Origin of the sequence: Nocardia farcinica (assembly GCF_029867845.1) — a bacterium.
Lineage (GTDB): Bacteria > Actinomycetota > Actinomycetes > Mycobacteriales > Mycobacteriaceae > Nocardia > Nocardia farcinica_A.
On the sequence record NZ_JARWRU010000951.1, the window covers coordinates 1 to 1,948 of the forward strand.

Below are 1,948 nucleotides of genomic sequence, written 5' to 3' on the forward strand. Positions count from 1 at the left end.
CACCTACTCCGTCGCAAAGAACTCCCTGGTCAAGCGGGCGGCCGCGGAGGCGGGCGTCGAGGGTCTGGACGATCTGTTCGTCGGTCCCACCGCGATCACCTTCATCACGGGTGAGCCGGTCAACGCGGCCAAGGCGCTCAAGACCTTCGCGAAGGACAACAAGGCTCTCGTCATCAAGGGCGGCTACATGGACGGCGCCGCGCTGTCCGTCGCCGAGGTGGAGCAGATCGCCGACCTGGAGACCCGCGAGGTCCTGCTGGCCAAGCTGGCCGGCGCGCTGAAGGGCAACCTGGCGAAGGCCGCTGGTCTGTTCAACGCTCCCGCGCAGCAGGTGGCCCGCCTGGCCGCCGCGCTCGAGGAGAAGAAGCGGGCCGAAGGCGGCGCGGAATAATTTCCGCGAATAAAAACCACCCTCATACTTTTAAATCGAAAGGAAACAACAATGGCCAACGTTGACGAACTGCTCGAGACCTTCGGCAACATGACCCTGCTCGAGCTGTCGGACTTCGTCAAGAAGTTCGAGGAGAAGTTCGAGGTCACCGCGGCTGCTCCGGTCGCCGTCGCCGCCGTCGCCGGCGGTGCCGCCCCGGCCGAGGCCGAGTCGGAGCAGGACGAGTTCGACGTCATCCTCGAGGGTGCCGGCGACAAGAAGATCCAGGTCATCAAGGTGGTCCGCGAGATCGTCTCCGGCCTGGGCCTGAAGGAAGCCAAGGACCTGGTCGAGGGCGCCCCGAAGCCGATCCTGGAGAAGGTCGCCAAGGAGGCCGCCGACGCCGCCAAGGCGAAGCTGGAAGAGGCCGGCGCCAAGGTCACCGTCAAGTAATTCCACCGAATTACCGCCCACGGGCGGTCCCCATTCCGGGGGCCGCCCGTTCGGCATTTATCGAGGCCGGTCCGCAATTTCCGGGACCATGAGGTTACCGTTCGGTCAGGTGCCGGTGTCCGCGTCACATCCATGAGTTAGAGTGACCGAACCCACTGTGATGTGACGCACCGTGTCATCCGTGTACCGGTGGGTGCTCGCCGAGAATTGTGGAGGTTTGCATGGGCGTCGAGGTCAGAACAGAAGGCGTGACGAAGTCCTTCGGCTCGCAGCGTATTTGGCAGGATGTCTCGCTCACCATTCCCGCGGGCGAGGTCAGCGCGCTGCTCGGTCCCTCGGGCACGGGTAAGTCGGTCTTCCTGAAGTCCCTGATCGGCCTGCTGCGGCCGGAGCGGGGCTCGATCTACATCGGCGACACCGACATCACCCGGTGTTCGAACAAGGAGCTCTACGAGATCCGCAAGCTGTTCGGCGTGCTGTTCCAGGACGGCGCGCTGTTCGGCTCGATGAACCTGTTCGACAACGTGGCCTTCCCGCTGCGCGAGCACACCAAGAAGTCCGAGTCCGAGATTCGGCAGATCGTGATGGAGAAGCTCGAGCTGACCGGCCTGCTCGGCGCGGAGGGCAAGCTGCCCGGCGAGATCTCCGGCGGTATGCGCAAGCGCGCGGGCCTGGCGCGGGCGCTGGTGCTCGATCCGCAGATCATCCTGGTCGACGAGCCGGACTCCGGTCTGGACCCGGTGCGCACCTCGTATCTGTCGCAGCTGCTGATCGACATCAACGCCCAGATCGACGCGACGATCCTGATCGTGACGCACAACATCAACCTGGCGCGCACGGTGCCCGACAACATCGGCATGCTCTTCCGCCGCCAGCTGGTGATGTTCGGTCCGCGTGAGGTGCTGCTGACCTCGGACGAGCCGGTGGTCAAGCAGTTCCTCAACGGCCGCATGATCGGACCGATCGGCATGTCCGAGGAGAAGGACGAGGCGCAGATGGCCCGCGAGCAGGCCATGGTCGACGCCGGGCACCACCACGGCGGCGCCGAAGAGGTCGAGGGCATCATCCCGCAGATGCGCGCCACCCCCGGCATGCCGGTGCGCCAGGCCGTGGCCCGCCGCCAGG

3 protein-coding genes are annotated in these 1,948 nt (G+C 65.5%); all 3 read left to right on the top strand.

Going from position 1 to position 1,948, the window contains the following annotated elements:
- Positions 1 to 391 (top strand): 50S ribosomal protein L10 (gene rplJ, locus QH283_RS20965; protein ID WP_280504679.1); only part of this gene is annotated, 391 nt, incomplete at its 5' end.
- A 51-nt stretch (positions 392 to 442) separates the two neighbouring features.
- Positions 443 to 823: a 50S ribosomal protein L7/L12 gene (gene rplL, locus QH283_RS20970; RefSeq protein WP_280504680.1), complete on the top strand. Its 381-nt coding sequence runs from the start codon at positions 443 to 445 to the stop codon at positions 821 to 823.
- A 221-nt stretch (positions 824 to 1,044) separates the two neighbouring features.
- Positions 1,045 to 1,948: ABC transporter ATP-binding protein (locus tag QH283_RS20975; protein ID WP_280504681.1), on the top strand; the 904-nt coding region annotated here is incomplete at its 3' end.

What these genes read in the sequence shown, in the direction of transcription:
- rplL (WP_280504680.1), top strand. Translation starts at nt 443, where the DNA reads ATGGCCAACGTTGACGAACTGCTCGAGACCTTCGGCAACATGACCCTG.